General features: G+C 71.2%; 22 protein-coding genes. 2 read left to right on the forward strand and 20 right to left on the reverse strand.

Features of this window, described 5'->3' with window-relative positions; genetic code table 11:
• Nucleotides 1-54: 54 nt before the first annotated feature.
• The 7 genes from NRY95_22425 to NRY95_22455 all read right to left on the reverse strand — a co-directional run bounded on the left by NRY95_22425 (nucleotide 55) and on the right by NRY95_22455 (nucleotide 8072).
• Nucleotides 55-1017: a DUF4380 domain-containing protein gene (locus NRY95_22425; GenBank protein ID UYC18671.1), complete on the reverse strand. Its 963-nt coding sequence runs from the start codon at nucleotides 1015-1017 to the stop codon at nucleotides 55-57.
• A 527-nt stretch (nucleotides 1018-1544) separates the two neighbouring features.
• Nucleotides 1545-1892, reverse strand: coding sequence for a low molecular weight protein tyrosine phosphatase family protein (locus tag NRY95_22430; protein ID UYC16386.1), 348 nt, complete (start codon nucleotides 1890-1892; stop codon nucleotides 1545-1547).
• A gap of 136 nt (nucleotides 1893-2028) precedes the next feature.
• On the reverse strand, nucleotides 2029-4875 hold the full coding sequence (locus tag NRY95_22435) for a protein kinase (GenBank protein UYC16387.1): 2847 nt from the start codon (nucleotides 4873-4875) through the stop codon (nucleotides 2029-2031).
• A gap of 20 nt (nucleotides 4876-4895) precedes the next feature.
• Nucleotides 4896-5462, reverse strand: a complete 567-nt coding sequence (locus tag NRY95_22440; protein ID UYC16388.1) for an ECF-type sigma factor — start codon at nucleotides 5460-5462, stop codon at nucleotides 4896-4898.
• A gap of 69 nt (nucleotides 5463-5531) precedes the next feature.
• A complete protein-coding gene (mutM, locus tag NRY95_22445; GenBank protein ID UYC16389.1) occupies nucleotides 5532-6344 on the reverse strand; it encodes a bifunctional DNA-formamidopyrimidine glycosylase/DNA-(apurinic or apyrimidinic site) lyase in 813 nt (270 codons plus the stop codon).
• Nucleotides 6345-6483: 139 nt separating this feature from the next.
• Nucleotides 6484-6819: an EF-hand domain-containing protein gene (locus NRY95_22450; GenBank protein UYC16390.1), complete on the reverse strand. Its 336-nt coding sequence runs from the start codon at nucleotides 6817-6819 to the stop codon at nucleotides 6484-6486.
• A gap of 56 nt (nucleotides 6820-6875) precedes the next feature.
• Entirely contained in the window at nucleotides 6876-8072 is a 1197-nt protein-coding gene (locus tag NRY95_22455; protein ID UYC16391.1) for a fatty acid desaturase, read from the reverse strand.
• Nucleotides 8073-8213: 141 nt separating this feature from the next.
• Here NRY95_22455 and NRY95_22460 point away from each other — a divergent pair, with 141 nt between their 5' ends.
• Nucleotides 8214-9056 carry an ATP-binding cassette domain-containing protein gene (locus tag NRY95_22460; GenBank protein UYC16392.1) on the forward strand — a complete coding sequence of 281 codons (843 nt, stop codon included), beginning with the start codon at nucleotides 8214-8216 and terminating at the stop codon, nucleotides 9054-9056.
• A gap of 255 nt (nucleotides 9057-9311) precedes the next feature.
• Here NRY95_22460 and NRY95_22465 read toward each other — a convergent pair whose 3' ends face one another.
• From NRY95_22465 to NRY95_22500, 8 genes are all read right to left on the reverse strand, one after another.
• Nucleotides 9312-10946, reverse strand: a complete 1635-nt coding sequence (locus tag NRY95_22465) for an MFS transporter (GenBank protein UYC16393.1) — start codon at nucleotides 10944-10946, stop codon at nucleotides 9312-9314.
• Complete coding sequence (locus tag NRY95_22470; protein UYC16394.1) at nucleotides 10939-11358, reverse strand: DoxX family protein; 420 nt, start codon at nucleotides 11356-11358, stop codon at nucleotides 10939-10941. The genes NRY95_22465 and NRY95_22470 overlap by 8 nt, the downstream gene beginning before the upstream one ends.
• A gap of 105 nt (nucleotides 11359-11463) precedes the next feature.
• Complete coding sequence (locus tag NRY95_22475; GenBank protein ID UYC16395.1) at nucleotides 11464-13356, reverse strand: amidohydrolase; 1893 nt, start codon at nucleotides 13354-13356, stop codon at nucleotides 11464-11466.
• Entirely contained in the window at nucleotides 13349-13630 is a 282-nt protein-coding gene (locus NRY95_22480) for a XapX domain-containing protein (GenBank protein ID UYC16396.1), read from the reverse strand. The genes NRY95_22475 and NRY95_22480 overlap by 8 nt, the downstream gene beginning before the upstream one ends.
• Nucleotides 13631-13643: 13 nt before the next feature.
• Nucleotides 13644-14297, reverse strand: coding sequence for an isochorismatase family protein (locus tag NRY95_22485; protein ID UYC16397.1), 654 nt, complete (start codon nucleotides 14295-14297; stop codon nucleotides 13644-13646).
• Between the two features lie 112 nt (nucleotides 14298-14409).
• Nucleotides 14410-15816 (reverse strand): alginate export family protein, encoded by a 1407-nt coding sequence (locus tag NRY95_22490; protein ID UYC16398.1) that lies wholly within the window; start codon nucleotides 15814-15816, stop codon nucleotides 14410-14412.
• A 26-nt stretch (nucleotides 15817-15842) separates the two neighbouring features.
• A complete protein-coding gene (locus tag NRY95_22495; GenBank protein UYC16399.1) occupies nucleotides 15843-16745 on the reverse strand; it encodes a glyoxalase in 903 nt (300 codons plus the stop codon).
• A 160-nt stretch (nucleotides 16746-16905) separates the two neighbouring features.
• Nucleotides 16906-17373 (reverse strand): helix-turn-helix transcriptional regulator, encoded by a 468-nt coding sequence (locus NRY95_22500; protein ID UYC16400.1) that lies wholly within the window; start codon nucleotides 17371-17373, stop codon nucleotides 16906-16908.
• 159 nt (nucleotides 17374-17532) lie between these two features.
• Here NRY95_22500 and NRY95_22505 point away from each other — a divergent pair, with 159 nt between their 5' ends.
• Nucleotides 17533-18441 carry an SDR family oxidoreductase gene (locus tag NRY95_22505; GenBank protein ID UYC16401.1) on the forward strand — a complete coding sequence of 303 codons (909 nt, stop codon included), beginning with the start codon at nucleotides 17533-17535 and terminating at the stop codon, nucleotides 18439-18441.
• A 30-nt stretch (nucleotides 18442-18471) separates the two neighbouring features.
• Here NRY95_22505 and mnmE read toward each other — a convergent pair whose 3' ends face one another.
• From mnmE to rpmH, 5 genes are all read right to left on the reverse strand, one after another.
• A complete protein-coding gene (mnmE, locus tag NRY95_22510; GenBank protein ID UYC16402.1) occupies nucleotides 18472-19812 on the reverse strand; it encodes a tRNA uridine-5-carboxymethylaminomethyl(34) synthesis GTPase MnmE in 1341 nt (446 codons plus the stop codon).
• 29 nt (nucleotides 19813-19841) lie between these two features.
• Nucleotides 19842-22580, reverse strand: coding sequence for a tetratricopeptide repeat protein (locus tag NRY95_22515; protein ID UYC16403.1), 2739 nt, complete (start codon nucleotides 22578-22580; stop codon nucleotides 19842-19844).
• Nucleotides 22581-22674: 94 nt separating this feature from the next.
• On the reverse strand, nucleotides 22675-24408 hold the full coding sequence (gene yidC, locus NRY95_22520; GenBank protein UYC16404.1) for a membrane protein insertase YidC: 1734 nt from the start codon (nucleotides 24406-24408) through the stop codon (nucleotides 22675-22677).
• A gap of 18 nt (nucleotides 24409-24426) precedes the next feature.
• The gene (rnpA, locus tag NRY95_22525; protein ID UYC16405.1) at nucleotides 24427-24861 is read right to left on the reverse strand and encodes a ribonuclease P protein component; all 435 of its coding nucleotides are present in this window, start codon (nucleotides 24859-24861) and stop codon (nucleotides 24427-24429) included.
• A 38-nt stretch (nucleotides 24862-24899) separates the two neighbouring features.
• The gene (rpmH, locus tag NRY95_22530) at nucleotides 24900-25040 is read right to left on the reverse strand and encodes a 50S ribosomal protein L34 (protein ID UYC16406.1); all 141 of its coding nucleotides are present in this window, start codon (nucleotides 25038-25040) and stop codon (nucleotides 24900-24902) included.
• Nucleotides 25041-25298 lie beyond the last annotated feature (258 nt).

Raw genomic sequence — 25298 nt, forward strand, 5'->3', positions numbered from 1 at the left:
CGGATCGAAGCGGAAAGGACCTCCATCATAGACAAGCGGCGTTAAATGCGAGAGCTACGGCGCAGCGCAAGCGCCGTCCAGCGCCAATGCTGCAGCGTGCCGACACAGGAAGCTGCGCTGCTGCGCCGGGTCGTCGCCGCCGGCGTAGTCCAGCAACGTCCATTGCTCCTCGGCCTGCATGTTCTGGCCCGGCGCCAGGGTCCGGTACGGCGCGTGCACTTCCATTTCCAGCAGGCCGCCGCCCGGATCGGAGGCCGGCGCATCCAGGTAGAACTCGACCTGGCCCTGCTCGGGATGGATGCGCGCAAGCGGTTGGTGCGCGAAGCGGATCACCCAGGCCTGGCCGCCGGCGAAGGCGGCGATCCAGCCCGCCGACGGCTGCAGCAGCAGCTTGCCGCGCTGTCCGGCGCTGCCCGGCGGCGCGGCCGCCAGCGCCATCAGCCCATCCTGCAGCACGTACTGCGGCGGCGCGTAGCCGGCGCCGGCGCTGGGCTGCACGCGGATATCGTTGGCGGCCGCGACCGGCACCAGTACCCGCGTTGCCGCGCTGACCCGGGTGTTGAACCACAGGTCCCAGGCCACCGCGGTCTTGCGCACGTTCTGCGCCTGCACCTGCAACAACACGCTGTCGGCGCGCTGCGGCGACAGCGCGAAGGTCTTGTGCAGCCGCACGCCGCTGACCGGGCTGTCCACGCCGCGCAGCTGCAGGCGCTGCGGCGCGCGCGCGACGACGGTGGTGGTGGCGAAGCTCAGGTACGGGTCCGGCGGCCAGTTCGCATGCGCCGCGCGCCGCGCCGGATTGGCGTCCTGGTGCTGCCACCACGCGCTCTGCGGCCCGACCCAGACGTCGTGGCCGAAATAGGGGATATCGTTGGCCGCCGCGCTGACCGTCGGCAGCGGCTGGCGCTGCACCGCCTCGCCGACCTTGATCAGGTTCGGCCCGCCGCTGCGCTGGAAGCCCAGCACGCGCCCGCCCAGGGTCGGCGTGACCGTGAGCCGGACCAGGCCGTTGTCCATGACCCAAGGCGCAGGCGCAACGGTGCCAGGCGCGGTTGCCGGGGCCGCGGCGGCGAGCAACGGCCAGGCGCCGAGAAGCGCGAGCAGCGCCGCGCGCGGGCGCCGCCGTCCGGTCTGCGTATCGGTGCGCATGGCGAACCTGCGATCCAGGAAGGAAGCCCGATTGTGGCGACTCTGCGGCCGCGGTGACAGCCGGTCGGTTGCGCATGCGCGCCGCTGCCGTTGCCGCGCGGCGCAATCCGGCGGACGCGGCTGTCGCAAGAGGGCGCGTAACTTCGGCAGCGGGCTGGTTCGAACACCTGCGCCTGTCGCAGCAGCGAAGACGACGGGCGTGGCGATTTCGGTCGCGGCTGGCGAAGTCCTCAAGCAGACGCCACAGCTTCGCCGCTTCTCGACGACGAGGTGGCGGAGGAACTGCGGGGGTCACTGCGAGCGGCGCCGTGCGACTGCGCGGCAAGTGAGGAGTTGGCTGCCGCGCCCGTGGCGTCAGGCGGCGGGTTGCGGCGCGCGCCCACGCCGCGTGTCACTCACAGCGCCGGATGACGCCGCGGCAGATGCGGCGTCACCGCTTGCTGCAGCCGCCGCACCAGCGCCGGATCCATGAACGCATAGTCGTCGGGAATGTCCAGGCAGACGACGCGCTTGCCGCTCAGGTGCCGCTGGAACGCGGCCGACAGTCTGCTGCGGTGGCGCCGTTCCATCACGAAGATCAGGTCGGCCCAGGCCAGCAGCTCCGGCGTTAGCGCGGTCTCGGCATCGGCATTGATTCCGGCCGATGCGGTCTCGATGCCGGGCCAGTCGGCGAACAGCTGCTCGGCGGTCGGGCTGCGCAGCCGGTTGCGGGCGCACAGGAACAGGACATGGCGAACGGGCACGGCGCGGCGGGTCGAAGGGCGGTGGCCCATGGTAGCGGCGATCGCCGATTGTTCGGGCGGCAACGCCAAGCCGCCGACGGCTGCGGCCGACACTGCGGCGGGAGCGGCCGGCGTCGCGTCGCCGCCGCAACAGGACTCAGCGCGCCGCGGTCAACGCCGCCGGCGCGGCGCACGCCGCGCGCAGCCCCTCCACCTCGTGCACCAGCGTGCCGCCCTGCGGCTGCGCCTGCGCCAGTTCGTGCTGCAGCGCCTGCAGTTCGCCACGCCCGTCGCCCGCGCCGCTGCGACCCCGGCAATGCAGCTCGGCGGCATAGGCGCGGGCACGCCAGCGCAGCTTGCGGCTTTCGATGCCGTCCCCGCCCTGCCGCGCCTGCGCCTCCAGTTCGTGCAGCGCCTGCGCGTCGCGGCCGAGCCGGCCCAGGTTGCGCGCCCAGGCCACGCGCACCGCGCGCGTGCGCGGATGGGTCGGGCCGTAGCCGCTCTCGGTGCGGCGCAGCGCCTGCGCCAGCAGCGCATCGGCCTGCCGCGGTTCGCCGAGCGCCGCGCGCGCCTCGGCGATCAACCGCTCGCTGTCGCCGACCGCCGGGTTGTTCTGGCCGAGCTGCGCGATCCAGCGCGCGCGCGCTTCGTACAGCGGCGCCAGCGCGTCGCGGTAGCGGCCCGCGGCCGACAGCGCCAGGCCCTGGTTGAGCAGCATGTACGGCAGCAGCGCCTGGCTGTCGGGCGCGCGCAGGATCGCGACCGAGCGCGCCATGTCGGCGATCGCCTGCGCGTCCTGGCCGCGCTCCAGTTCCAGCATCGCCAGCGAACTCCAGCTCATGCCGGTGTCGCGGTGCGTCGGTCCCAACCGCTCCACGGTCAGCGCATGCGCGGCGCGCAGCTCGCGCTCGGCGATATCGAGACGGCCCTGGTCGATCATCACCGCCGCCCGCAAGCGCCGCAGCCCGAGGCTGACCGGATGGCGATCGCCGTTCAAGCTGCGCGACAGCGCCAGCGCCGCGCTCACCGCCTGCTCGGCCTGGTCGACATCGCCGCGATCGCGATAGGCCACGCCCAGGCTGCGCAGCAGGTTGACGCTGAGCGGATGCCGCGGGCCGGCCTGGCGGTCGAGCAAGGCCAGCGCCTGCAGGTAGCCGGCGATCGCCGCGTTGGTGTGGCCGATGTCGCTGTCCATCGCCGCGACGTCGGTCATGCTCTCGACGATGCCCGCCGGGTCCTTGAGCACGTCGCGGTGCAGCGCCAGCGCGCGCTCGAACCACGCCCGCGCCGATGCGCGTTCGCCGAGCACGCGCCGGCAGCGCCCCAGTTGCGAGAAGAACCCGGCGGCCTGCAGCGGCAGCTGCGCCTGCGCTTCCTGCGCCTGCGCCGCCAGCGGCTGCAGCATCGCCACGCACTCCTGCGAACGGCTCAGCAGGCGCAGCGCGCGCCCATGCTGCGCCGCCGCTTCCAGGCGCAGCGCCAGCGGCACGTCGTCCTGCGTGGCCAGCAGCGCGCGCTGCCGTTCCAGCAACAGCAGGGCTTCGCGATAGTCGCCCAGGCCGATGCGCAGGCGCGCGATCACCCCCTGCAGTTCCGCACGCGCCAGCGGCTGCCGCAGCAGTTCGCGTTCGCCGCGCTGTTCGCCGCTGGCAAGCAGCCCGCGCAGGTCGAAGCCGTCGCCGCGCTGCGCGTTGCCGGCACGATCGAACAGGCCGATCACGAAGTCCTGCATCGCTTGCGCGCGCACGGTTTCGCGATGCGCCTCGCGCACCTGCCACAGCGCCACGCCCGCGGCACCCAGCAACGCGGCGGCGGTCAGGCTGCCGAGTACCACGCTCCAACGGTGCCGCTGCAGGTATTTCTGCAGGCGGTAGGCCACGCCCTGCGGGCGCGCCTGCACCGTCCGCCCCTGCAGATGGCGGCGCAGATCCTGGGCCAGCGCCTCGGCCGAGGAATAGCGCTGCGGCAGCGGCTTCTGCAGCGCCTTGAGCAGGATGTTGTCCAGGTCGCCGCTCAGCCGCCGCGCCAGGCGCCGCGCCTCGGCCGGATCGCGCTGTCCCTGCTGCGCCGCGCGCACCACCGCCGCCGACGGTCGCGGTGCCTCCACCGCCAGGATCGCGCGCTCCCATTCGGCATCGCTGCTGCGGCGCAGGTGATAGGGCTTCTGGTCGGTGAGCAGTTCGTACAGCACCACCCCCAGCGAATACACATCGGTCAGCGTGGTGATCGGTTCGCCGCGCACCTGCTCCGGCGCGGCGTAGTGCAGGGTGAACGCGCGCGCCTCGGTGCGCGGATGCGCGTCGGCCGCAGGGTCGGCCTCGGTGTCGAGCAGCTTGGCGATGCCGAAGTCGAGCAGCCGCACGTCGCCTGCGGCGTTGACCAGGATATTGGACGGCTTCAGGTCGCGATGCACGATCAGGTTGGCGTGCGCGTGGCTGACCACCTCGCACACCTGCAGGAACAGCCGCAGGCGCGCGCTCACCGGCAGGTGCAGGCGCTGGCAATGGTCGGTGAGCGGCTCGCCTTCGACATAGGCCAGCGCCAGGTACGGGCGTCCGTCGCTGGCGATGCCGGCGTCGAGCAAGCGCGCCAGGTGCGGATGCTCCAGCCGCGCCAGGATCTCGCGTTCGCGGGTGAAGCGCTGGCGCAGCGCGGCATCGGCATAGCCGGGACGCAGCAGCTTCAGCGCGACCTGGCGCTGGTACAGCCCGTCGGCGCGCTGCGCCAGCCAGACCTGGCCCATGCCGCCTTCGCCGAGCAGCCGCTCCAGCGCATACGGCCCGATCCGGCTGCCGGCGCACAGGCACTCCATGGCGCTGGCCAGCAGCGGCTCGCTGAGCAGGTCCGAGCCGGCCGCATCCAGCGCCAGCATGCGCACCAGGTCATCGGCGCTGGCCGGATCCTGCGCGTGCAGCTGCGCCAGACGCGCCGCGCGCGCCTCCGGGGTCAGCTCCAGCAGTTCGTCGAGCAACGGCGACAGGCGTTGCCACTGCAGCGCGTCCATGCGGTGCTCCTGTTTGAGTCCTAGTGATCCTGCATCGCCGCCAGCAGGAAGATGCGCGCCTTCTGCCAGTCGCGGCGGATGCTGCGTTCGGAGCGCTGCATCAGCTCGGCGATCTCCTGTTCCGACAGCCCGGCGAAATAGCGCAGCTCCACCACCTTGGCCAGGCGCTCGTCGAGCGCCTGCAGCCGGTCCAGCGCCACGTCCAGCGCCAGCAGATCCTCGTCCAGGCGCACCCCGCCGCTGTCCCCGGGAATCTCGGCGACGCGCTTGAGATCGCCGCCGCGCTTGCGGGTCAGGCGGTTGCGCGCGTAGTCCACCACCACGCTGCGCATCGCCGAGGCGGCGTAGGCGAAGAAGTGCGCGCGGCCGTCGAAGCGGGCCATGCCGTGCGCGCCTAGCAGCTTCAGGTAGGACTCGTGGACCAGCGAGGTCGCGTCCAGGGTCTGCGCCTGCTGCCCGGCCAGCTGGCGCCGGGCCATGCTGTGCAGTTCCTGGTAGAGCGTACTGAGCACGCGGTCCAGCGCCTCACGGTCGCCGCCGCGCGCGGCGTCCAGCCACACGGTGATCTCGGGTGCGGTCTCTACCACGGCGGTCTCTCCTCCGGCCGGGAGTTGCACGGACTATAACGCGGGCCGGCGGCCAGCGGCGGCCGTCCGTCAGCGCTGGCAGCTCCCGCACCAGACGCTGGCGCGCTGGCCGATGCTGGCGTGGCGCAGCGGCCGCCCGCAGCGTTTGCAGGCCTCGCCCTCGCGGCCGTAGACCGCCAGCTCCTGCTCGAAATAGCCGGGCGCCCCGTCCGGGCTGATGAAGTCGCGCAAGGTGGTGCCGCCGCGGGCGATGGCATAGCCCAGGATCGCCTTGGCCGCCTCGGCCAGCCGCGCATAGCGTGCCCGCGAGACCTCCCCGGCCTCGCGCAGCGGACTGATCCCTGCCTGGAACAGGCTTTCGGCGGCATAGATGTTCCCGACCCCGACCACGATGCGTTGGTCCATCAAGAACGTCTTGACCGGCGCACTGCGGCCACGGCTGCGCCGGAACAGATACTCCCCGTCGAATTCGTCCGACAGCGGCTCCGGCCCCAGCTCCTCGAGCAATGGGTGAGTCTGGCCCGGCGCCTGCCACAGCAGACAACCGAAGCGGCGCGGATCGTTGAAGCGCAGCACGCGCCCGTCTTCCAGGCTGATATCGACATGATCGTGTGCCCGCGGCGGCGTGTCTCCCGGCAGCACGCGCAGGCTGCCGGACATGCCCAGGTGCAGCAGCGCGCTGCCGGCGTCGGTGTCCAGCAGCAGGTATTTGGCGCGGCGGCGGATGCCATCGATGCGCTGCCCGGGCAACTGCTGCGCCACCTCCGGCGGGATCGGCCAGCGCAGGTCCGGCCGGCGCAGGATCACGCCGTGGATGCGCCGCCCCAGCAGATGCGGCTCCAGGCCGCGCCGGGTGGTTTCTACTTCGGGGAGTTCGGGCATGGGGCGCTGGAGTGCCGTGGCGTTCGATTGACAAGCTTAGCCGGTGGAATCCGACGTTGTCGCCAGGACACAGGGCGCCATTGGAAACGGGATGTGGGCAGCCGCCATCCACGCTTGGTGGATCTGGGTTTCGCGTTTTTTACTGCGGCGGTGCCGCCAGCTCTCTTGCGCTCAAGTATCCATCGCCATTGCTGTCCTGCTTGCGAAAGCGGGCAATCAAGGTGGCCTGGTGCTGGGCTCGGCTGATCGGCTTGCCACGGCCGCCGGGCAGTTCGGCGGGGCTGAGCACGCCATCGTGGTCGAGGTCGCGGGCGTCGAAGGCGTAGCTCATCCAGGCCAGGTATTCGTCGAGGCTGACGCGGCCGTCGCCGTCGCGGTCCATGCGTTGCAGATAGCTTCCTGTGGTATCGACGGCTTGCGCGCTGGCGGTGTCGATCGCCGCGCCGAGCGTGGCCAGCAGGACCAGCGCTGCCATGAACGACGAACGCCGCACGAGGCGGCGTTCGCTTAGCCGCTGCGGGACGCCATGCCTCATGCCAACGCGTAGCCCTTCAGCCGCGCGGCATAGGCCTGCAGGGCGGCGATGCCGCTGGCCTCGGCGTCGTGGCACCAGGCCTGCAGTTGCTTCAGGCGTTCGCTGGCGTCGTGGCTGCGCGCTTCCAGCAGGGCGGCCAGGCGCGCGCGGTGTTCGACCAGGGTGCGCATGCGCGGGCGCTGCGCGACCCAGTGCTGCAGCTGTTCGCGCGCGTCCGGCTTGAGCCAGCGGCCGTCGTCGACCAGGCCCTTGCGCAGGCGTCGCGGCAGCAGCTTGCGCAGCTTGGCGCCGGCCTGCGCGGCTTCTTCCTTCAGCGCCGGGGCGAACACGTTGCGCTGGTAGTCGGTCATCGCCTGGAAGCGGTGCGAGAGCAGCGCGCGCAGGGTGTCGGCGTCGGGCACGGCGATGTTCGGGCGTACGTCCAGGGTCGGCGCCACGCGCAGGATCCTGGCCAGGCGCAGTGCGGCCAGGGTGCGGATCGCGACCCAGCCGATGTCCAGTTCCCAGCGCCGCATCGAGAAGCGCGCCGAACTCGGGAACGCGTGGTGGTTGTTGTGCAGCTCTTCGCCGCCGATCCACAGCGCCCACGGGGTCAGGTTGGTCGAGGTGTCGGCCGATTCGAAGTTGCGGTAGCCCCACCAGTGGCCGAGGCCGTTGACCACGCCGGCCGCCCAGAACGGGATCCAGGCCATCTGCAACGCCCACAGGGCGATGCCGGGCAGGCCGAACAGCAGGAAGTTGAAGGCGAACAGGGCGATGGGCCCCCAGTTCGCGTGCGCGGTGTACAGGCGGCGCTCGATCCAGTCGTCCGGGGCGCCCTTGCCGTACTGCTCGATGTCGCCGCGCATGGCGCGCGCCTCGCGGTACAGCTCCACGCCGCGCCAGAACACGCGGCCGATGCCCTTGGTCTGCGGACTGTGCGGATCCTCGTCGGTCTCCACCTTGGCGTGGTGCTTGCGATGGATCGCCACCCACTCCTTGGTGATCATCGAGGTGGTGAACCAGGTCCAGAAGCGGAAGAAGTGCGACAGCAGCGGATGGAAATCGACACCGCGGTGCGCCTGGCTGCGGTGCAGGTACAGGGTCACCGCGAAGATGGTCAGCTGGGTGAACACCAGCAGCACCGCCAGCATGCCCCACCAGCCGACGTCGAGCAGGCCGGTGCTGAGGAAATCGAGGATCGCGTCGGACATTGCCAGAACTCCAGGCCGGTGAAGGCATGCGCCAGGTTGGTATAGGAGACATGATGGGGCCAGTGGCGGCAAACTTCACCCATCGCCTGCGTACGGTATTCAGCCGCTGCGCGCTCTTGGTCACAGAACGGTTGCACTTCCATGTCCGTCGCCCTCCCCGATGCAACTCCCATGCCGGCCGCCGCGCCGCTGATCGAACTGGACCGCGCCAGCGTGGTGCGCGGCCAGGTGCGCGTGCTGCACGAGCTGAGCCTGCGTATCGCGCTCGGCCAGCACACCGCGCTGCTCGGCCCGAACGGCTGCGGCAAGTCCTCGTTCATCAAGCTGATCACGCGCGAGCTGTATCCGCTGGCGCGCGCCGGCGACGCCGCGCCGGTGCGGGTGCTGGGACAGAGCCGCTGGCAGGTGGACCGGCTGCGCAGCCAGCTGGGCATCGTCACCGGCGACCTCAGCGTCAATCTCGCCGACATGCCCGGGCTGGACGTGGAGAGCGCGGTGCTGTCCGGCTTCTTCGCCAGCTACGTGGTGCCGCCGCATCGCGAGGTCACCCAGCCCATGCGCGATCGGGCGCGCGAGGCGCTGCAGCTGGCGCATGCGTTGCCGCTGCTGCAGCGGCCGTACGCGGAGCTGTCGGCCGGCGAGACCCGGCGCGTGCTGATCGCGCGGGCGCTGGTCAACCGGCCGCAGGCGCTGCTGCTGGACGAACCCAGCACCGGGCTGGACCTGATCGCGCGCCAGCACCTGCTGGCGACGATGCGCGACCTCGCCCGCCAGGGCATCACCCTGGTGCTGGTGACCCACCACATCGAGGAGATCGTGCCGGAGATCGAGCGGGTGATCCTGCTGCGTGGCGGCCACGTGCATGCCGACGGCACGCGCGAGGAACTATTGGCCGATGCGCCGTTGTCGGCGGTGTTCGGCGGTCCGGTGCGGGTGCGCCGCGATGGCGCGACCTATAGCGCGAGCGTGGCCGAGGGGGAGTGAGGCGACGGCGTGGGCCTATGGGCTCGCTTCTCAAGGCCCGGTGCGGTGCGTGAGATGAACCGCCATCGGACCATCGGCGCCGCGCCCACCTCGATCCGGCGACGCCGTGACGTCGTTCGTCGCGCCTGATGGCCACGGCCACCAATCGCATCGGCGCTATCGGTAACGCGCGTCGCGACTGAAGTCGCTCCCACAACAATTGCGTCGTCTGCTGCCTCTACGTCGCCAACCGCAAAAACCCACGCTGAAAAAGCGTTAGCTGCCGCGCCCGGCGACACTGGGCGGCGACGCCTGCTGCAGGTCCAGCGCCAGGAAATGGTGCACCGCCGGCCGCTCCGGTCCGATGTGGTAGCGCAGCGCGGCGTCCTGCAGGTCGGCGTCGGCATGCGAGACGCGCTGGTGCTGGCGCAGGTGTTCGGCCCAGGATTCGACCAGGAACCACTCCATCACCCGTTCCGGCTCGGCGCTGTGCTCGGTGATGCCCCAGGCGTAGGCGCCGTCGCGGCGGCGCTCGCGCGACAGCTCGCGCAAGGCATGCAGGAACGCCGCGCGGTCGGCGACGCGCACGCGGTATTCGATCTGCACCATGACCGGGCCGCGGTCGTGCGCCACCGGTGCGTTGAGCAAGGGCTCGGGCCAGTGGTTGGACGGCTGCAGGTCGGCCTCGCCCTTGGGCAGGCGCAGGCGGTGGAACGCCAGCGCGACCAGCAGCAGCGCGCCGGCGCCGAGCAGCAGCGTGGCGGCGATGCCGAGCTGCGCGGCGACCAGGCCCCAGCCCAGGCTGCCGCCGGCCATCGCGCCGTTGAACACGGTCAGGTACACCGCCAGGCCGCGGCCGCGCACCCAGTTCGGCAGCACCGCCTGCGCCACCCCGTTGAGCGTGGTCAGCGCCACGATCCAGCCGACCCCGAGCACCAGCAACAACAGCACCGCGACGGTCTGCGACGGCGTGGTCGCCAGCGCTGCCATCACCGCCGCGGTCAGCACCGCGGCCAGCAGCACCAGGCCATCGGCGTCCAGGCGCTTGCGCAGCTGCGGCAGCACGATCGCGCCGAGGATCGCGCCCACGCCGACCGCGCCGAGCAGCACGCCGTAGAACCCGGCGCTGCCGCCGAGCATGCGCCGCGCCACCAGCGGCAGCAGCGCCCACACCGAGCTGGCGAACACGAAGAACACCGCCGCGCGCAGCAGCACCACGTGCAGCTCGCGGCTGGCGCGGGCATAGCGCAGGCCGGCGCGGAAGGCGCCGAAGAACTGCTCGGACAGGCCGCTGTCGACCGCCTTTGCCCGTGGCCACCACAGCAGCGCGGCGACCACGAACACGTAGCTGAGCACGTCGCTGGCGTAGGCGGCGGCCGCCCCCAGGCTGGCCAGCAGCAGGCCGCCGCCGGCCGGACCCAGTGCGCGCGCGATGTTGATGCCCAGCGAGTTCAGCGCCACCGCGTTCTTCAGGTCCGCGCGCGGCACCAGCTCCGGCACGATCGCCTGCCAGGTCGGCCCCATCAGCGCGCTGCCGATGCCGCCAACGAAGGTCAGCGCGACCAGGTATTCCACGGTGAGCGCGCCGGTCTTGGACAGCAGCAACAGGCTGCCACTCACGCAGGCCAGCAGCAGCTGCACGCAGATCAGGAAGCGGCGCCGGTCGAGGATGTCCGACAACACGCCGGCCGGGATCGCCAGCAGGAACACCGGCAGCGTCGCCGCGGTCTGCATCAGCGCCACCGCGGCCGGATTGCTGGACAGGTCGGTGACCAGCCAGGAACTGGCGACGTCGCGCATGAAGCTGCCGACGTTGCCGAGCACGGTGGCCGCCCACAGCACCGCGAACACGCGATGCCGCAGCGGGGCGAAGCTGCCGGTCGCCGGTGCGGGTGCGCTGGACTCAGCCATGCGCGCGCTCGCGCAGGTCGTCCCAGGCGATCAGCACGAAGCCGCCGGCCAGGCCCAGGTGTTCGTAGAACGCGTTCATCGCCGCGAAGCGTTGCATGCCGCTCATCTCCCAGTAACGGTTGGCCACGCACGCGGCCACCAGGGTGAATCCGCCCAGCGCCAGCGCGCCCAGCCAACGATACGCGCCGCTCAGGATCAGCAGCGACGCGCCCAGTTCCAGCACGATCACCGCCGCCGCCAGCGGCGCGGCCGGCGCCATGCCGAAATGCACCATCTCCGCGACCGCGCCGTCGAAGGCGAAGGCCTTGACCAACCCGCCCTGCAGATAGGCCGCGCACAGGCCGAGCAGCGCCAGCCAGCGCAGCCATGCCGGTGTCAGGCGCGTGCCGAGCGCGTCGGTCGTGTCATGCATGGCGCACGCTCCACCGGGTGCCGGCGGCCATGCGCGCGGCGAGTGCGTCACGCGGCGCGATCCGCACCTCGACGCCAGTCTGGGCGTCGATCGCGCTTGTCGTGCTCATACCGCCCAGCACGCGCAACCCAGCGCGCCCCAGAAGCTCTTCAGGTCGGCGATCGGCAGCTGGCTGCTCCATGCGGTGGCGTGCTGGTGCCCATGGATCGTGCAGTCGTGGGCGCAGCCGCAACTGGCCGCGATCCGTTGCGACAGTGCGGCCGGCGGCGCCTCGCCCCAGGCGCCGTAGCCGCGGAAGCTGCGCGCCGGCGACCAGTCCGGCAGCGCCGGCGGCGGCGGCGCTTCGTCGTGTTCGGCGAACGCACCGCGGGCCCACACCACCTTGCCGCCGACCATGGTCAGCAACGCAGTGGTGTCGGCGATGTCGCTTTCGGCGCAGCCGAAGTAATCGCGGTCCGGCACCACCAGGTCGGCGAACTGGCCGGCCTGGATGCGGCCCTTCTTGCCTTCCTCGTTGCTGAACCAGGTGACGTGCTCGGTCCACATCCGCAACGCGGTCTCGCGATCCACGCAATTGCGCTGCGGATACAGGCGCAGGCCGCCGACGGTGCGCCCGGTCACCAGCCACGCCAGCGACACCCACGGGTTGTACGAGGCGACGCGGGTGGCGTCGGTGCCGGCCGAGACCTTGACCCCTTTCTCCAGCATGCGCTTGACCGGCGGCGTGGCCTGCGCCGCGCCGATGCCGTAGCGCTCGACGAAATACTCGCCCTGGTAGGCCATGCGGTGCTGCACCGCGATGCCGCCGCCGAGCGCGGCGATGCGGTCGATGGATTTCTCGGAAATGGTCTCGGCGTGGTCGAAGAACCAGTGCAGCCCCTGCAGCGGGATCTCCCGGTCCACGCGTTCGAACACGTCCAGCGCGCGGCTGATGGTCTCGTCGTAGGTGGCATGCAGGCGCCACGGCCAGCGGTTCTGCGCCAGGATCCGCACCACGTCTTCCAGTTCGGTTTCCATCTGCGGCGGCATGTCCGGCCGCGGCTGGCGGAAGTCCTCGAAGTCGGCGGCGGAGAACACCAGCATCTCGCCGGCGCCGTTGTGGCGGAAGTAGTCGTCGCCCTGCTGGTAGCGCGAGCTGGCGGTCCAGTGGAGGAAGTCCTGCTTTTCCTGCTGCGGCTTCTGGGTGAACAGGTTGTAGGCCAGGCGGATGGTCAGCTGGCCGGCATCGGCCAGTTGCTGGATCACCTTGTAGTCGTCCGGATAGTTCTGGAAACCGCCGCCGGCATCGATCGCGCCGGTGACGCCGAGCCGGTTCAGTTCGCGCATGAACTGGCGGGTCGAATTGACCTGGTAGTCGTAGGGCAGCTTCGGGCCCTTGGCCAGCGTCGCGTACAGGAGCGAGGCGTTCGGCTTGGCCAGCAGCAATCCGCTCGGGTTGCCCGCGGCGTCGCGCACGATCTCCCCGCCCGGCGGCGCCGGCGTGTCCTTGCCGTAGCCCACCGCGCGCAGCGCGGCACCGTTGAGCAGCGCGCGGTCGTACAGGTGCAGCAGGAACACCGGCGTGTCCGGCGCCACCGCATTGAGTTCGGCGATGGTCGGCAAGCGCTTCTCGGCGAACTGGTGCTCGCTGAAGCCGCCGACCACGCGCACCCATTGCGGCGCCGGCGTGATCGCCACTTGCCGGCGCAGCATGTCCATCGCGTCGGCCAGGCTGCGCACGCCGTCCCAGCGCAGTTCCAGGTTGTAGTTGAGGCCGCCGCGGATCAGGTGCAGGTGGTTGTCGATCAAACCCGGCAGCACGCAGCGGCCATGCAGGTCGATGCGCCGGGTGTGCGCGCCGGCCAGCGGCAGGATCTCCTCGTCGCTGCCGACCTGCAGGAAGCGCCCGTCCTGGATCGCCACCGCCGTGGCGCTGGGACGCGCGCGGTCCAGGGTGGTGAAGCGGCCGTGGTAGAGGATCAACTCCGGCGCGGCATCGGATGCATGCGGCTCAGCCATCGCGGCGCTCTCCCGCTGCCGGCTCGGCCGGCGCTTGCGTGCGCTGCGGCAGTTCGCCGAACACGTGCGGCTTGACCTGGTGATGGAACCACGCGGTCGGGTTGGCGTCGCTGCGCAACAGCCGCTGCACCAGCGACGGCAGCTGCTCGCCGAGCAGGATGCCGAGCAATCCGATCAGCGCGATCACCGGCGGCGCCGGCGAACGCACCTTGAACAGCGCATAGATCACCCCGACCAGCAGGCCCAGGCCCAGCGATACCAGATAGGTCTTCATCGACGCGCTCCGCTCAGCCTTCGTGGGCGCCGAACATGCTGCGGGCATAGACGATGCCCAGGCCGTAGGCGCCGCCGTACTTGCGTGCCACCTCGGTGGTGCTGGCGTAGCTGTCGGTGCGCGCCCAGTCGCGCTGCAGCTCCAACAGGTATTGCAGCGCGGTCATCGGCCGGCCGCCGGCCTGCACGATGCGCTCGATCGCGCGGTTGTGCGCCTCGGCCGACACGTCGCCGCAGGCATCGGCGATCACGTACACCTGGAAGCCCTGGTCCAGCGCCGACAGCGCCGGGCCGACGATGCACACGCTGGTCCACAGCCCGGCCAGCACGATCCGCGGCTTGCCGATCTCGTTGACCCGCTGGATCACCGCGGCGTCTTCCCAGGTGTTCATCGAGGTGCGGTCGAGCAGCGCCTGGCCCGGGAACGGCGCCACCACTTCCTCGAACATCGGCCCGGAGAAGCTCTTTTCCGCCACCGTGGTCAGGATCGTCGGCACGCCGAAGCTGGCGGCGGCATTGGCCACCAGGGCGGCGTTGGTGCGCAGCGCGCCTGCATCGATCGAGTGCGTGGCGAAGGCCATCTGCGACTGGAAGTCGATCATGATCAGGGTGTGGTCGCCCGGCGTGAGCAAGGTGGCGCCCGGAACGGGCAGAGCGGCGAGCGGCATGGCGAGATCCTGGTGCGGGGAAAGCACGATGCTGGCGCGCGCCGGCGGCCGCGTCTTGGAGATTCGTGTCGCTCTGTGCGCCAAGTGCAGGGCCGCTGCGCGCAGCGCACGTCTACCAGGCCCAGCGCAGTTCCACGCCGACATAGTCGCTGTCGCGCGCGCCGGCCTGGCGCAGCGCGCTGCCGACGTCATAGCGCACCGCTTCCAGCGCCGCGGTGAGCTGCGGCGACAGCGGACGCTGCAGCCGCAGCTGGGTGTAGCGGCCGGTCCAGCGCCCGCCATGGCCGGCGCTGCCGGCCACCGGCAGATTGGGTTGCAGGTAGACCGCATCGGCGGTGGTCTGCCGCCACAGCAATCCCACCCCCAGCGTGGCGGTCAACGCCGGCGCGGCCTGCCACTGCAGCGACGGCTTCAGGTGCACGAGATTGCTGTAGCCGGTGTAGCCGGCGAGCGCGAAGTAGTAGCCGTTCGGGAACAGCGGATTGAACGTGCCCACGCGGCCGTCGCCGGCATGCGCGTCGCCGGAGGCGGCATCCAGTTGCAGTCCCAGCCGCGGCCGCACGGCGCACCCGCGCAGCGTGTAGCCGCTGCGCGCGCCGAACGCCCAGGCGCGGATCGCCTGCTGGCCGACGCTGCCGCGCTGCGCCATCGTTTCCAGGTCCCAATCCACGCCGCCGGCGGCGCCGGCGAAACGCAGATCGACCACGTGGCGGCGCTCGCGGCCACTGCCATCCAGGTAATGCGCCTGGTCGCGTGCGTACAGCGCGTAGTAGGCCGACAGTTCGTTGTCGCCGAACACCTTGCGCTCGGCGCGCAGCGTGCCGAAGCGCACGCGGCGGCTGGAGCTGTCGTCGAAGGCGCGCGCGTCGGCGTACTGCACCGGCTGGCTGAGGAAACCGAGCACGCGCCAGCGTGCGGTCTCCCAATCGGCCCACACCGCGTCGAACGACTGGCGCACGTTGGGGCCGTCGCGCGAGGACACGAAGCGCTGCAGGTCGAAGGCGAAATCCTGCCGGCCCACGCGCGCCTTGAAGGTGCCATTGGCGAACGCACGCTGGTAGGCGACGAAGCCCAGGCGCAGGTCGAGCCGGTTCTGGTCGGCGCCGGAATGCACGCGCTTGGCATAGGCGCGCACATCCTCCAGTTGCGCGAACGCCTGCCAGCCGCTGCCCAGGCGCAGATCGGCGTGCAGCTGCAGCCGCTGCAGCAGATAGGCATCGGCCGCGTCGCCGGTGCCCAGGCCGGGCGCATCGTTGGACTCGAAACGCTCGCGCAGATTGGCGCCCAGCGACAGGTAGCGCTGCGGATCGTTCGCGTCCAGCGGCAGATACTTCAGCCGATCCAGTGGTGCCTGCCGCAAGGCCGTATCGGCCAGCGCCGACCAGTCTTCCTGCCAGCGATTGGTGCTCGGCAGCGGCCGCGTCGCCGGCGCGGGCGGCTGCAGCGCTTGCGCTTCGGCGCTGGCCGGCGCCGCGATCGCGATCGTGCCGGCCAGCGCCAGCAATGCGCCGTGCCGCATGCGCCCGGCGCCGTGCACGCCCCCGCTCAGCGCGCCAGCGGGCTGTGGATCTCGGCGACGTAGCCGCCCGGGAACTCCACCACCGCACTGCGCCGGTCCTGCGCGGCGAACGGTGCCACCAGCACCTGCACGCCGGCCGCCTTGGCCTTGTCCAGGGTCTGCTGCAGGTCCTCGACTTCGTAACCGGTGGTGTCGCGGCCGTACGGATACGGCAGGTGGCCATCGCTGACCGCCACCGTGGTCTTGCCGAAATCCGAGAGCAGGCGGATGCGCCGGTAGTGTTCGCCGGGGCGGCCGATCTCCTGTCCCGGCGCCTGCCGCGCATCGTCCACCAGCTTGCCGTGGGAGAAGGCGAGGAAGCTGCGCACGAAGGCGTCGGCGCGGTCCGGCGACAGGTACACGCGGTTCTCCGGCAGCGTGCGGAACGCCGCGTACGACGGCGCGGTGGTATGCCAGTACAACTGCGTGTTGACCCCGCCCGGCCACTGCACCACCGCATCGCGGCCGATCGGATCGGGGAACGGCGCGACCAGCACGTCGGCGCCGGCGGCGCGCGCCGCGGCCACGGCCCGGTCCAGGTCGCGCACCAGCAGGCCGTTGCGCTCGGCGCCGAACGGATGCGGGATCGGCGTGGTGAAGCCGAACAGCGACACCGTGCCGACCGGGGTCTGCAACAGCTGCGAGGTGGTGCTGCTCGGGGTCGGCGTCACCGTCGCCACCACCTGGCGCGTACTGGTGCCGCCGAAGGTGGCCAGGAAGCTGGCGACGAAGCGGTCCACCTCGGCCGGCGCCACGTACACATGGGTGGTGTCGTACTGCGGGGCGACCGCGACCGGCGGCGTGGCGGCGGTGTGCGCGGCCATCGCGGCGAACGCGCTGAGCGCCAGCAGGCTCGACGACAGCAGGGCGGCGACGATTTTCGTGCGCATACGGACACTTCCTCGGCTGCAGCGAAGACCGGCGCCGCAGCAACGGCGCAGGCGGCCGGCACGCGATGCGCCGGTAACGGCATGCTGCGCGAGGACGCGGCGTGCGTATTGGAAATTGGCGCGGTCTTGCGCCGCCCTGCGCCCGGCGGCGCGGCGCCGGCTACGCGCGGTGGCGGTTGTCGCTGGCCATGGCCGTCGCAGCCGGCAGCGCGCTTGCGAACGCGGCACGCGCCGCGCGCACCGCGGCGTGGTTGGCCTCGGCCCATTGCACCAGCTGCGCCAGCGGTGCGGCCAACGACTGCCCCAACGCGGTCAGCCGGTACTCCACGCCCGGCGGCACCAGCGGCAACACCGCGCGCGCGACCAGGCCTTCGCGCTGCAGGTCGCGCAGGGTCTGGGTCAGCATGCGCTGCGAAATGTCCGGCACCGCGCGGCGCAATTCGCCGAACCGGTGCGCGCGCTCGGCCAGCAGCAGCAACAACAACGTGCTCCACTTGTCGCCGATCTGCGCCAGCACGTCGCGTACCGGGCAGCGGTCGATCGGCATGCCCTCGCCGCGGTAGTCACGCAGCTTCTGGCTCAGCGGCGGCTCGGCGGGGGCGGCGGCAGGCGACGCGGTGACGGGCACGGTGGTTACCTCGGCGTAATCAGGGGCGGGAAAAGTGCCGTATTTACAGCCTGGCCGCGCACTTTACTATGCACCTGGTTCCTTTTGCAGACCACCGCAGCCGCGCCATGTCCGCCCCACCTGGTCGGCGCCACGCATCGCATATCCCCAGGAGATCCCGTGTCCGCTCATCCCGACTCCCTGCTCGTCACCGGCGCCGGCGGCCAGTTCGGCCAGCGCGTGCTGGCGCATCTGCTGGACACGCTGCAGCTGCCGCCGGCGCGCATCGTGGCCCTGACCCGCCGTCCCGAAACCCTGGGCGCCTGGGCGGCGCGCGGCGTCGACGTCCGCCACGGCGACTTCGACGCCCCCGCATCGCTGGACACGGCATTTGCGGGCGTGGAACGCCTGCTGCTGATCAGCACCGATGCGATCGACCGCCCCGGCCACCGCCTCGCCCAGCACCAGGCCGCGATCGCCGCCGCCGCGCGCGCCGGCGTGCGCCATGTGGTCTACACCTCCTGCCCCGAACCGCAGGATTCGCCGCTGCTGATCGCCGCCGACCACGCCGGCAGCGAGGACGCGCTGGCCGCCAGTGCCCTGCCCGGCTGGACCGTGCTGCGCAACCACTGGTACTTCGAGAACCTGTTCATGAGCCTGCCGTCGGTGCTGGCCTCGGGCCACTGGTACAGCGCCGCCGGCGACGGCCGCATCGCGCATATCGCCCGCGACGACCTGGCGCGTGCCGCCGCGGTGGCCCTGGCCGGCGGCGGCGAGGGCAAGCGCACGCTGACCCTCAGCGGTGCGCAGGCCTACACCACCGCCGGGATCGCGGACCTGGTCGCGCAGACCGTCGGCAAGCCGATCCAGGTGGTGCCGGTGCCGGTCGAAGGCCTGGTCCAGGGCATGGTCGGCGCCGGCCTGCCGGAGCCGCTGGCGCGCGTGCTGGCCTCGTTCGACAGCAACACCGCCGCCGGCCGCGTGGCCACCGTCACCAGCGATTACCAGACGCTGACCGGGCGGGCGCCGCAGCCGTTCGAACACTGGTTGCAGGCCAACCGCGCGCAGCTTGCCGCACTGGCGCCCTGAGCGCGCGGCATCGGCAGGCGGGGCCGCGCCCTACTTGCCGATGCAGAAGCTGGAGAAGATCCGTCCGAGCAGCTCGTCGGCGCTGAGATGGCCGACGATCTCGCCGAGCGCGGCGTGCGCCAGGCGCAGTTCCTCGGCGGCCAGTTCCAGCCGCTCGTAGCCCAGTTCGGCGGCCGCCGCGGCGATGTGTTCTGCGGCGCGCTGCAGCGCCTCCACGTGGCGCGCACGCGCGGAGAATTCGCCGTCGCTGCCGTCGCCGGCGGCCTGCCCGGCGATCGCGCGCAGGTGTGCGTGCAACTGTTCCAGGCCACTGCCGGTGGTGGCGGAAACGTACACGCTGTCGGCCGTCGCTTGGGGCACCGCCTCGAGCAGGTCGCTCTTGTTGTGGATCCACAGCCGCTGCGGCACGTCGGCGATGGCCTCGGCGATCGCGGCGCGGCCGGCGTCGGCAGCGCGCGCGTCGAGCACGACCAGCGCCAGGTCGGCGCGCTGCAGTTCCAGCCGCGCGCGGCGCATGCCTTCGCGCTCGATCGCATCGCCGCCGTCGCGCAGGCCCGCGGTATCCACCAGGGTCAGCTCCACGCCGTCCAGGCGCACGGTCTCGCGCAAGGTGTCGCGGGTGGTGCCGGCGATGTCGGTGACGATGGCGCGCTCACTGCCGGCCAGCGCGTTGAGCAGCGAACTCTTGCCGGCGTTCGGCGGCCCTACCAGCACCGCGTGCAGGCCGTCGCGCAAACGTCGGCCGCGCTCGGCGTCCAGCAGTAGTTGCGCGAGGTCCGCACGTGCCTGTTCCAGGCCGGCACGGACCTGTTCGCCGCCCAGCGTGTCCAGCGATTCGTCGGCGAAATCGATCGCCGCCTCGGTGTGGATGCGCAAGCGCAGCAGGTGTTCGGCCAGCGCCTCGACCCGCCGCGAGAACACGCCGTCCAGCGACCGGCGCGCCGCACGCGCCGCACGCAGGTCGCCGGCGGCGATCAGGTCGGCGATGGCTTCGGCCTGGGCCAGGTCCAGCTTGCGGTTGAGGAAGGCGCGCTCGCTGAACTCGCCGGGCCGCGCCGGCCGCGCGCCGAGGTCGCAGCAGCGCGCCACCAGTTGCCGCAGCAGCACCGGGCTGCCGTGCGCCTGCAGTTCCAGCACGTCCTCGCCGGTGAAGCTGCGCGGCGCCGGGAACCACAGCGCGATGCCGTCGTCGAGCGTCTCTCCCTGCGCATCGCGAAAGCGCGCATAGCGCGCGGTGCGTGCGGGCAAGGTGCCCAGGCCGAGACCGGCACCGATCGCCGCGGCCAGGCGTCCGGACACGCGCACCACGCCGACGCCGCCCGCACCAGGGGCGGTGGCGATGGCGGCGATGGTGTCGGCGGCGTGCGGCATGGCGAAGAACGTCCCGGCGGCGCTGCAGGCTACAACGTCTGCAACTGGGTGCGCGCGTACGCCGCCGAGGCGCCGCCCGGCTGCAGTTCCAGATAGGTCTGGAACGCGTGCCTGGCCTTGGCCGCGTCGCCCATCTGCCGGTACGCATCGCCAAGGTTGATGTAGGCCACCGCGCGCGACGGATCGATCTTCAACGTGTTCTCCAGCCAGCGCGCGGCCTGCGCGTACTTGCCCTGGCGGTAGTAGATGAAGCCGAGATTGTTGGCCGCCAGCGCGAAATCCGGGCGCAGCTTCAGCGCTTCGGTGAACTGCGCCTCGGCCTCGTCGTAGCGCTTTTCCTTGTACAGCTGCAGGCCGCGGTCGTTGGCGCGCTGCGCCTGCTGGCGATCGGACAGCGGCCCGGCCGCGACCGGCACCGCCAGCGGCCGCTCGCCGCCCTGCAGGTCCTTGACCACGGTCGGCTTGGCCGCCGGCGCCGATGCGGCTGTGGGCGTGGCTGGCGCGGCGACCGCCGGCACGGCTGCATCGACCCGGTCGTTCATCGCGATCGCCGCCGAGGACAGCTGCTGGGTATCGGCGGTCAGGAATTCGTCGCCTTCCGGCACCTGCAGCACGAACTCGCCGCCCTGCGAGCCGGGCAGGCTGCCGAACGCCGGCGTCTGCGGCGAGATGCTCGACACCGCCGGCGCCACGTACGCGGCCAGTTCGGTGCCGGTGATCAGCCCGTCGCCATTGAGATCGCCCTTGCCCGACAGCGCCTGCAGCAGCACCCAGGTGAACACCGAATGGCCGTTGGGGCCGCTGTCGGCGACCTGCTGGTCGGCGCCGCCGGCGGTGAGCATCTGCCGCGCCACGCGCCGCGCGTTCTCGCGCAGGTAGGCGCCGGTGCCGCCGCCGCCGCGGGTCAGGCCCAGGCCGCTGTAGCAGGCGTCCATCACGAACAGCACGTGCTTGGCTTCCAGGCTCTCGGCGATGTCCTGGATCTCGGTCATCGGGATCGCGTCGGTGGCGAACTGCGCCGGGTCCGAGTCGGCCGGCACGATGTAGCCCAGGTCGCGCCCGGAGGCGAGCTTGCGGGTGGCGCCATGCCCGGCGAAGAACACGAACACGCGATCGTTCTTGCCCACCCCGCCGTGCGCCAGGCGGTCGTGGAACGCGGCCAGGATGTTGTTGCGGGTTGCCTCCTGGTTCTTCAGCACGATCACCTGCGACGACGGAAAACCGAAGCTGCCGGTCAGCGTCTGCGCGATCGCCTGCGCGTCGTTGGCCGCGTACTGCAGCTTGGGCCAGCGCGCGTAGTCGTCGATGCCGATCACGATCGCCCACGACTTGTCGTAGCCGCTGGTCACCGCCGGCGCCGCGGCGTTGGCCGCCGCGCGCGCCACGCTGAAGTCGCGCCCGTTCCAGGCGGCGAACTGGTAGCCGTCGGCGCTGAGCCGGTCCAGGATCTGCGGCAGCGCCTTGACCGTGCGTGCGTGGATGTCGTGGAACAACAGGATCCCGCGCTGCTCGCGGCCGACCTGCTCGAGCACGCGCTGCACGATCGATTCGGGCACCGGATCGGCCCAGTCCAGCGAGTCCACGTTCCACATCACCGACTTCAGCCCGGCTTCGCCGAGGATCTGCATGCCCTCGGCGTTGCGCGCGCCGTACGGGAAGCGGAACAGCGGCGCGCGCTTGGCATCGACCGCGCGCAGCATGCGGTCGGTGTCCAGGATCTGGCTGCGCAGCGCCGCGCCGGTTTCCTTGGACAGCTGCGCATGGGTCAGGCTGTGGTTGCCGACCGTGTAGCCCTGCTCCATCAGTTCGCGGCTGACGCTGGCCAGCGGCGCCAGTTCGACCTTGCCGTCGGCATCGAGCTTGCCCAGGTTGCGACCGACCTCGAAGAACGTGGCCGGCACGTCGTAGCGCTTGAGGATGGCGACGATCTCGTCGGTGTACTCGCGGTGCGGGCCGTCGTCGAAGCTCAGCACCACCGTCTTCGGCGGCAGGTCGCGGCCGAACACCTCGCGGTCGCTGTCCTGCATCGACATCGGGTACGGGGTGATCACCCCGTAGTCGCGCAGGATCCGCTCGCGCGTGTACAGCGTGCCCAGGTGCGCGACGTAGTCCTCCCACTTCTCGCGCTTCTGCACGATCGCGCGGGTGCGGTCGAAGCGGCTGAAGATCGCGGTGATCTCGCGGTTGTAGCTGCGCTCGATCTCGTCCAGCGCCTCCAGGTCCTCGCCGATGCGCTGGTGCAGCTTGATCGCCGGCAGCGAGGAGTCCTTGCCGATGCGCGCCTGCCAGTCGGCCAGGATCTCGCGGAACGCGAGGCGGTCGGCGTCGTACAGGTCCGGCGCCGATTCGACGTAGTCCAGCAGCGCGCCGACCGCGGCGAAGCGCTGCGGGTCCGGCTGCGCCAGCAGCGCATCGAATTGCCTGGCGAGCGCGTCGCGCCGCTCCAGTCCCTCGTGGAACAGTTGCTGGCCGACACCGCTGGAGGTCTGCCGCTCGGCCGGCGACTGCTTGGCCTCGTCGGCCAGCAACACGATGATCTTGCGCTGCGCCGCCAGCTGGTCCTGCAACTGCGTGCGGATCGCCGCGGCCTGCGCCTGCAGCGCGGGCGAACCCGGCAACGGCGTGCCGGCCGCGTGCGCGGACGGCGCCGCGCCGGGGGCCGGGGACGGGGCCGGGGACGAGGTGCTGCGCTGGCAACCCGGCAGCGCAAGCGCGCTCAGGCACAGCGCAACGACGGACAGCAGCGGGGCGGAACGGCGATCGAGCATGGCCCGGGGCTCGCAAGGACGGTGGCAGGACAGGCGGCCGCGCAGTGCCGCCGCCGCATACGCAACGCCCGCCTGGCGGCGGGCGTTGTCGAACTTACTTCTTCGCCTTGGCCGGTGGCTTGGCGCCGGCAGTGGCCGGCTCGCCATGGCGCTTGGTCATCCACCACTGCTGCAGCAGGCCCAGCGAGCCGTTGGTGACCCAGTACAGCACCAGGCCCGACGGCACGAAGGCCATCATCACGCCGAACACCAGCGGCATGAACTGCATCATCCGCGCCTGCATCGGGTCCATGCCCGGCGCCGGCGTCAGCTTCTGCGTCATCCACATCACCGCCACGTTGATCACCGGCAGGATGAAGTAGGGATCGCGCGCGGTCAGGTCCTGGATCCAGCCGAACCACGGCGCCTGGCGCAGCTCCACCGATTCCACCAGCACCCAGTACAGCGCGAAGAAGATCGGCATCTGCACCAGCACCGGCAGGCAGCCGCCCATCGGATTGATCTTCTCCTTCTTGTACAGCTCCATCATCGCGGTCTGGAACTTCTGCTTGTCGTCGCCGTAGCGTTCCTTGAGCTGCTGGATGCGCGGCTGGAACTTGCGCATCTTGGCCGTGCTCTTGTACTGCGCGGCCGACAGCGGATACAGCACCAGCTTGAGCAGGATCACCAGGCCGACGATCGACCAGCCCCAGTTGCCGAGCAGGGTATGCAGGTGGCTGAGCACCCAGAACAGGCCCTGGCCCAGGATCGCCATCAGCGAGAACCGGCTGTAGTCGACCACGCGGTCCAGGCCGCGCACGTTTTCCTTGGCGATCTGGTTGACCAGCTTCGGGCCGACCCACAGCCGCGCCTCGCTGCTGGCGCGCGCGCCGGGGGCCACGGTGAAGCCCGGGCCGCGCGCTTCGATCACATGCCGCGGGCCATCGTTGGACAACACGTACAGTGCATCCTGGTCGGCCTGCGGGATCCAGCCGGTGAAGAAATGATGCTGCAGCAGCGCGATCCAGCCGCCCTTGATGGTCTGGTTGACCGGGCCGTCTTCCAGGAAATCCTTGAACGCGCGGCGCTGGTAGCCGTCCTGCGCGCTGAACCAGGTGGCGCCGTTGAAGCTGAAGGAATCCGGGTTGGTCATGCCGCGGCTGACGATGGTCGGCACCCGGCTCAGCTTGCGGAACACGTAGCCCTGCCAGGGCTTGCTGCCCTGGTTGACGATCTCGTCCTTGATCTGCACCGCGTAGTGGCCGCGCTGCACGGTGTAGACGCGGCGGATGCTGATCCCGTCCGGGCCGTGCCACACGAACGGCACCTGCAGCGCGTCCTGGCCCTTGGCCAGCACGTAGTCCTTGCCCGGCTGTTCCGGACGGAAACCGCCCGGACCCGGCGACGGCGCGTTGTTTTCGCCGACCCAGCCGCTGGTGGCGGTGTACGGATGCACCGGGTCCTCGGTCAGCAGCGCCACCGGCGGGCTGCCGGGCTGCTTGGTCTGCGGGAACATCAGCAGGTCCGCATCGAACACGCTGCGCCCGTCCAGGGTCAGGTGCAGCACGTCGGTGGTGATGGTCACCCGCGGCGCGGCGCCGGCGGCGACCGGCGCGGCGGTCTCGCTGCCCACGCCGGGCACGGTCGCAGCGCCGGCTTCGGTGGCGCGCGGCACGGCCGGGGCGCCGCTGGCGCCGGCATCGGCATCCTGCGCAGGCGGCAGCGTGGTCGCGGCCGCAATGGCGGTCGCATCGGCCGCAGGCGCGGCGTGCTCCTTGTTCCACTCCATCCACAACAGGGCCGCGACCATCAGCCAGGCAAAGATCAGGAAAAGGCGGGTCTGGTTCATCGGACAGGCAAGCTCGGCTCAGCCAGAAACGGGTTCTGACTTGGAAGTGGGGGAAGGAGAGATGGGCGGCGGCATTGTGCCGTCCGCAGCCGGGGCCGGCAATGCGCCAGCGCGACGCAGCAGGCGCAGGTAGGCCTGACGCAGCTGTTCGCCGCTGGCCTGGGCAGCGGCGCTGCGCGCCACCACCACGTAGTCGCCCGGCGCCAGCCACGGCAAGATCTGCCGGGTGGCCTCGCGCAGCACGCGTTTGATGCGATTGCGGACCACGGCGCGCTTGTCGACCTTGCGCGACACGGCAAGGCCCAGCCGCGCGGGATGGTCCGCGCTGTGCCAGTGCAGGCTCATCAGCGGTTCGGAGCAGCGGCGCGCGGCATCGAACACGACGCGGTATTGCGCAGACGTGCGAACCCGCGCAGAGCGAGGAAATCGCCTACGCGGGTCGGGATGCTGCATGGTCCGGATTGCAGGCGCCGCCTGGGGCGGCGAAGCAATCAAGCGCTAAGGCGCTTGCGGCCCTTGGCGCGGCGACGGGCCAGGATCTTGCGGCCGTCGGCGGTCGCCATCCGGGCACGGAAGCCGTGGTCGCGCTTGCGCTTGAGGTTGCTGGGCTGGAATGTGCGCTTGGTGGCCATCGGGGCGCTCTGTCTGAATGAGGCGGAAAGAACCGGAAATTCTATAGAACCAACCGGGGCGCGGTCAACTGCCTTCTATCGGGCGCCGGGGCGGCCGCCACCGGCAGCCTGTGGATGGATCTGTGAATAGATGCGGGAAAACCATTCCCGACCTAGCGCGCCGATGGTAGTCTGGCCCATCCGCTTTCCTCTTTTCACCGGCCGGGTGCGCCGCGATGTTTCGCGCCTGACGCCTGGTCTCTCAATGAATTACACCTG

Origin of the sequence: Xanthomonas campestris pv. phormiicola (assembly GCA_025666215.1) — a bacterium.
In the GTDB taxonomy this organism is placed as follows: Bacteria; Pseudomonadota; Gammaproteobacteria; order Xanthomonadales; family Xanthomonadaceae; genus Xanthomonas_A; species Xanthomonas_A campestris_A.